Annotated in this window: 7 protein-coding genes; 5 read left to right on the top strand and 2 right to left on the bottom strand. The window is 70.3% G+C overall.

The window, feature by feature from the left end:
• The 5 genes from A9X05_RS27225 to A9X05_RS27205 all read left to right on the top strand — a co-directional run.
• A partial coding sequence (locus A9X05_RS27225; protein WP_067785317.1) for an elongation factor Tu occupies positions 1-810 on the top strand: 810 nt, incomplete at its 5' end.
• A 131-nt stretch (positions 811-941) separates the two neighbouring features.
• On the top strand, positions 942-1,697 hold the full coding sequence (locus A9X05_RS27220) for a PE family protein (protein WP_067785311.1): 756 nt from the start codon (positions 942-944) through the stop codon (positions 1,695-1,697).
• An 89-nt stretch (positions 1,698-1,786) separates the two neighbouring features.
• Positions 1,787-2,623, top strand: a complete 837-nt coding sequence (locus tag A9X05_RS27215; protein WP_067753459.1) for an SHOCT domain-containing protein — start codon at positions 1,787-1,789, stop codon at positions 2,621-2,623.
• A gap of 49 nt (positions 2,624-2,672) precedes the next feature.
• Positions 2,673-3,491 (top strand): mycofactocin-coupled SDR family oxidoreductase, encoded by an 819-nt coding sequence (locus A9X05_RS27210; protein WP_082971077.1) that lies wholly within the window; start codon positions 2,673-2,675, stop codon positions 3,489-3,491.
• A 25-nt stretch (positions 3,492-3,516) separates the two neighbouring features.
• Positions 3,517-4,695 (top strand): NAD(P)/FAD-dependent oxidoreductase, encoded by a 1,179-nt coding sequence (locus A9X05_RS27205; protein ID WP_067785308.1) that lies wholly within the window; start codon positions 3,517-3,519, stop codon positions 4,693-4,695.
• 3 nt (positions 4,696-4,698) lie between these two features.
• Here A9X05_RS27205 and A9X05_RS27200 read toward each other — a convergent pair whose 3' ends face one another.
• Positions 4,699-5,745 carry a DUF2332 domain-containing protein gene (locus tag A9X05_RS27200; RefSeq protein WP_067785305.1) on the bottom strand — a complete coding sequence of 349 codons (1,047 nt, stop codon included), beginning with the start codon at positions 5,743-5,745 and terminating at the stop codon, positions 4,699-4,701.
• Positions 5,742-6,282 (bottom strand): mycofactocin system transcriptional regulator (gene mftR, locus A9X05_RS27195; RefSeq protein WP_067785302.1); only part of this gene is annotated, 541 nt, incomplete at its 5' end. The genes A9X05_RS27200 and mftR, both read right to left, overlap by 4 nt.

Below are 6,282 nucleotides of genomic sequence, written 5' to 3'. Positions count from 1 at the left end.
GTCGGCGTGCCCTACATCCTGGTCGCGCTGAACAAGGCCGACATGGTCGACGACGAGGAGCTCCTCGAGCTCGTCGAGATGGAGGTCCGCGAGCTGCTGGCCGCCCAGGAGTTCGACGAGGACGCCCCCGTCGTGCGGGTCTCGGCGCTCAAGGCGCTCGAGGGCGACGCCAAGTGGGTCGAGTCCGTCGAGCAGCTGATGGAGGCCGTCGACGAGTCGATCCCGGACCCGGTCCGCGAGACCGACAAGCCGTTCCTGATGCCGGTGGAGGACGTCTTCACCATCACCGGGCGTGGCACGGTGGTCACCGGTCGTGTCGAGCGCGGCGTGATCAACGTGAACGAGGAAGTCGAGATCGTCGGCATCCGCCCCGCCAGCACCAAGACCACGGTCACCGGTGTGGAGATGTTCCGCAAGCTGCTCGACCAGGGCCAGGCCGGTGACAACGTCGGTCTGCTGCTCCGGGGTATCAAGCGCGAGGACGTCGAGCGCGGTCAGGTCGTCACGAAGCCCGGCACCACCACGCCGCACACCGAGTTCGAGGGCCAGGTCTACATCCTGTCCAAGGACGAGGGCGGCCGGCACACGCCGTTCTTCAACAACTACCGTCCGCAGTTCTACTTCCGCACCACCGACGTGACCGGTGTGGTGACGCTGCCGGAGGGCACCGAGATGGTGATGCCCGGTGACAACACCAACATCTCGGTCAAGCTGATCCAGCCCGTCGCCATGGACGAGGGGCTGCGGTTCGCGATCCGCGAGGGTGGCCGCACCGTCGGCGCCGGCCGGGTCGTCAAGATCATCAAGTAGGTCCAGTTCGCCATAAAGCCCGGATTGCCGAAAGCGGCAATCCGGGCTTTATGCGTTTACCGGGCCTGATGCGGGCGGCTCCGCTACGATTCCGTGATAAGGGAGTCGGGGGAAGACGGCCGGGAGGTTAGATGTCCTTCGTATTCACGACGCCTGAGTACGTCGCCGCCGCGGCGTCGGACCTCGCCAGGATCGGCTGGACGATCACGTCCGCCAACACGATGGCGCTGGGTCCGACGTCGAACGTGCTGGCCCCGGGTGCCGACGAGGTGTCGGCCAGCATCGCGACCCTGTTCGGCGCGCACTCCCAGGTGTACCAGGCGCTCAGCGCGCAGGCCGCGGCGTTCCACCAGCAGTTCGTGCAGCTGATGAACGGCGGCGCGGCGCAGTATCTCGCCACCGAGGCGGCCAACACCTCGCCCCTGCAGAGCGCGGCGGCGCCCGCTTCGATGGCCGCGCAGTTGCCGGCGGTGACGGCCGCGGGTGGGTCGGCGCCGGGCGTGCCCGCGGGACCCGTGGCCTCGGCGATCGCCCCCGCTTCGGCGCTCGCGGGAGCGCAGGCGCAGGCCGGCCAGACGGCGGCCGACGCCACCGCGGGGCCGGCGGCGATGGCCCCGGCCGCCACACCGGCGACGCCGGTGCGGATGGTGACCCCCGCCTACACCCCGGCCACCGCGACGCAGCCGGCGGCGCCGGCACCGGCGCCGGTGAACCCGCTCGCGACGGCGCCGGCGCAGGTCGAGACGCCGCAGGCCGCCGCGGCGCCCGCGATGCCGGTGTCGACCGGCACGCCGGTCAAGATGGTGTCGGCGCATTCGCCCGTCGGGGCGACGCCCGCGGGGTCTTCGGAGCGCCCGGCGCCGACGGTGATACCCAAGATCGACTGACGCTCGCCGGTTTGCGCGTATGGCGCGCGTGGCGACAGCGCGGAAGCTACCCTGGCACGAAAATCCCCAGCAAGGGTAAGGAGACACTCGTGTTGGCGCGCTATCTCAAGGCACAGTTGATCGTTTTGCTGTGTGGCGGCCTGGTCGGGCCGATCTTCCTGGTCGTCTACTTCACCCTCGGGTTCGGCAGCCTGCTGCAGTGGATGTTCTACGCCGGCCTGCTCATCACCGTGGCCGACGTGCTGATCGCGCTCGCACTGGCCAACTACGGCGCGAAGTCGTCGGCCAAGAACGCGGAGCTCGAGCAGAGCGGCGTGCTGGCGCTGGCCCAGATCACCGGTGTCACCGAGACGGGCACCTGGATCAACAACCAGCAGGTCGTGAAGGTGCACCTGCACATCGCGGGCCCCGGATTCCTGCCGTTCGACAGCGAAGACCGGGTGATCGCCAGCGTCACCCGCCTCGGCAACCTGTCCGCCCGCAAGCTGGTGGTGCTGGTCAACCCGACCACCAACGAGTACCGGATCGACTGGGAGCGAAGCGCTTTGGTCAACGGCCTGGTCCCCGCGCAGTTCACCGTGGCCGAGGACAACAAGACCTACGACCTGAGCGGCCAGGCCGGCCCGCTGATGGAGATCCTGCAGATCCTCAAGGCCAACAACGTTCCGCTGAACCGGATGGTCGACATCCGGTCGAACCCTGCGCTGCGCCAACAGATCCAGGCGGTGGTACGCCGGGCGGCCGAACAACAGGCGCCGGCCGCCCAGCCGCAGCCGGCCACCGCCGGAGGGCCGGCACCGGTGGTGACGCCCCCGCAACCGTCGATCGCTCAGCGGCTCCAGGAGCTCGAGACCCTGCGCGCCAGCGGCGCGCTGACCGACCAGGAATACAACAGCCGGCGGGCCCAGATCATCTCGGAAATCTGACCGCCGGGCGAGTTAGAACAGGTTTCAGTTCCGCTGCTAGCCTTGCCTCGTGGCTGACTCACTGCAAGGCCGGGTGGCATTCATCACCGGCGCCGCGCGCGCCCAGGGCCGCTCGCACGCGGTGCGGCTCGCCCGCGAAGGCGCCGACATCATCGCGCTCGACATCTGCGCGCCCGCGTCAGAGAGCATCACCTACACGCCGGCCACGCCGGAGGACCTCAACGAGACCGTGCGGCTGGTGGAGGCCGAGGGCCGCAAGGTCTTGGCCCGTGCGGCCGACATCCGGGACGATGCCGCACTGCGCCAGCTGGTGGCCGACGGCGTCGAGCAATTCGGCCGGCTCGACATCGTGGTGGCCAACGCCGGGGTCTTGAGCTGGGGCCGGCTCTGGGAGCTCACCGACGAGCAGTGGGACACCGTGATCGGCGTCAACCTGACCGGCACCTGGCGCACGCTGCGCGCGACCGTGCCGGCGATGATCGAGGCGGGCAACGGGGGCTCGATCATCGTGGTCAGCTCGTCCGCGGGGCTGAAAGCCACACCGGGCAACGGGCACTACTCGGCCAGCAAGCACGGGCTCACCGCGCTGACCAACACGCTGGCCATCGAGCTCGGCGAATACGACATCCGGGTCAACTCCATCCATCCGTACTCCATCGACACCCCGATGATCGAGCCCGAGGCGATGATGGAGATATTTGCCCGCCATCCCAGCTTCGTGCACAGCTTCCCCCCGATGCCGTTGCAGCCCAACGGGTTCATGTCGCCCGACGAAGTGGCCGACGTCGTGGCGTGGCTAGCTGGTGACGGGTCGGCCACGGTGACGGGCACGCAGGTTCCCGTCGACAAGGGCGCATTGAAGTACTGATCGGCGATCGTGGTATGAACTCCACGTGACCGCGAGCAAAGGAATAGTGATCGTCGGTGGCGGCCTGGCCGCCGCCCGGACCGCCGAGCAACTTCGCCGGGCGGAGTACGCCGGCCGCGTCACGATCGTCAGCGACGAGGTGCATTTGCCCTACGATCGCCCGCCGCTGTCAAAAGAGGTGCTGCGCAAGGAGGTCGACGACGTCGCCCTCAAGCCCCGGGAGTGGTACGACGACAACGACATCACCCTGCGGCTGGGCGCGGCGGCCACCGCCCTGGACACCGCGGCGCAGACGGTGACGCTGGCCGACGGGTCCGTGATCGGCTACGACGAACTCGTCATCGCGACCGGCCTGGTGCCGCGGCGCATCCCGACGCTGCCGGATCTCGAGGGCATCCGGGTCCTGCGCACGTTCGACGAGAGCATGGCGCTGCGCGAGCACGCGTCCTCCGCGCGGCGCGCCGTCGTCATCGGCGCCGGATTCATCGGCTGTGAGGTCGCGGCCAGCGTGCGCAGCCTCGGCGTGGACGTGGTGTTGGTCGAGCCGCAGCCGACGCCCCTGGCGTCGGTGCTCGGCGAGCGGATCGGCGAGCTGGTCGCGCGCCTGCACCGCGACGAAGGGGTGGACGTCCGTCTCGGCGTCGGGGTGGCCGACGTGCGCGGCGACGGACGAGTGGACACGGTGCTGCTGACGGACGGCACCGAGCTGGCGGCCGACCTGGTGGTCATCGGCATCGGGTCGCACCCAGCGACCGGTTGGCTCGAGGGCAGCGGCGTCGCCGTGGACAACGGTGTGCTCTGCGACGGGGCCGGGCGGACCAGCGCGCCCAACGTGTGGGCGCTCGGCGACGTCGCCTCCTGGCGCGACGCCACGGGACATCAAGCGCGCGTGGAACATTGGAGCAACGTCGCCGACCAGACCCGCGTCGTGGTGCCCGCGATGCTTGGACAGGACTCCTCGTCGTCGGCCGTCGTAGTTCCGTACTTCTGGAGCGACCAGTACGACGTCAAGATCCAGTGCCTGGGCGAACCGGAAGCCACCGACACCGTCCACCTCGTCGAGGACGACGGCCGCAAGTTCCTGGCCTACTACGAGCGAGACGGCGCGCTCGTGGGCGTGGTCGGCGGCGGGATGCCCGGCAAGGTCATGAAGGTGCGCGCGAAGATCGCCGCCGGCGCGCCCATTTCCGACGTGCTGGGCTGAGCCCTAGCGCCACTGCACCGGCGGGCCGTGCGGATGGCATTCGCCGAGGATCTCGAGACCGCCGCCCGGCCAGCGACGCGCCCGCACCAGGAACCGGATCGGCGCGTCGGGCGCGTCGCGCGCCGGTTCCAGCGTGAGGTGGACGAGCGGCGACCGTTCGTCGGCCTGCTCGCCCAGCGCGCTGACCGTGGCGCGGACCGTGTCGCGCTCCTCGTGGCTCAGGTACTGCCACGTGATCGAGTGCCACAGCACCGTCAACGCGCCCGCGGCCAGCGTCAGCCCGGCGACCGCGTCGGCCGCCGATCGGCGCTCCAGCCGCGCGGGCACCCGGCGGGCGACCTCGACGGCGCCGCGCAGCCGTTCGAGCCGCGCGGTCTGATCCGGCCAGACGTAGCTCAACACCGTGAGCTCCCCGTCGGTGGCGGTGACGTCGATGGGTGCGATGTCGAAGCCGTGCCGCTCGACGATCCGCACCCCGCCGTCGGGCGGTAGCGCGCCGCGCCACGCGTCCTCGATGGTCACGGGCGAATCGCCCGGGCCCCACTGGCCGTCGGCGAACCGGTAACGGTAATGGTCGGCGCGCAGGTTCAGCCCCGCACTGGAGCCGATCTCGAAAAGCCTTATCGGCAAACCTGATTCACTGTTGGCGCGTAGCAAGCCGCCGATCAGGGCGGCCGATCGGCCGACCTCGTTGGTCTGCGGCGGTTGCCGCAGGGCGGCGCGTAGCGCGTCGGCGTGTTCGGCCGCGACGCCCTCGATTTCCGGCCAGGCGGCCTCGGCGTCCCAGCTGCCTCCGGTGCTGGGGTACCACCGGCGCAATCCCGGTGCCCGGCCGTCGAGCACCAACCGGTGTAACCCGCCGAGCAGGCGCAGCGGCACCGCGAGGGGCGCGGGGTCCTCCTCGTGCCCGGACAGGATCGTTGCGAAGACGCCCCCCGACTCGACGCCGCGGGCCACCAGCTCGAAGAGTTCGCCGTACATCGGGGACCCGGAGCGGGCGCAGAACCGCCCTTGCGCGCGCAGTGTGTGCAGCAGGTGGTCCGCGGTCACCGATCCAGCCCGTCCAACCCGGCGCCGACGACATCGAACGCGTTGCCCAGCGCGGTCGGCAGCGGGACGGACTCGTCGCCGAGCCAGTGCTCGTAGGCCGCCAGCGCCACCCCGAGCATCGTCCAGGCGGCGGTCTGGGGCAGCAGGTCCGTGGTCTTGAGGTCCGACCGGCGGGCCACGAATCCGGCGATCACCTCGCGCCAGCCCGCGTACATCGTCATCGAGTAGGCCTGCAGCTCGGCGGTTTGCAGGATCACCCGCATGCGCTGGCGGTGCCGCGCCGTCTCGGACTCGTCAAAGGTGTTGAACGCCAACAGCGCATCGCGCAGCGCCTGACCCAGCGGCACGCGCGGGTCGACGTCGTCGAGCAGGTCGCGCAGGCGCGCGAGGTGGGTGTCGAAGTCACCCCAGGGGATGGCGTTCTTGGAGGCGTAGTAGCGGAACAGCGTTCGCCGGGAGATGCCGGCGGCCTGGGCGACGTCGTCGACGCTGACGTCGGCGAAGCCGCGGGCGCTGAACAGCTCGATGGCGACGTCG

Origin of the sequence: Mycobacterium sp. E3298 (assembly GCF_001666895.1) — a bacterium.
GTDB lineage: Bacteria > Actinomycetota > Actinomycetes > Mycobacteriales > Mycobacteriaceae > Mycobacterium.
This window is presented reverse-complemented; position numbering and strand designations above follow the sequence as displayed.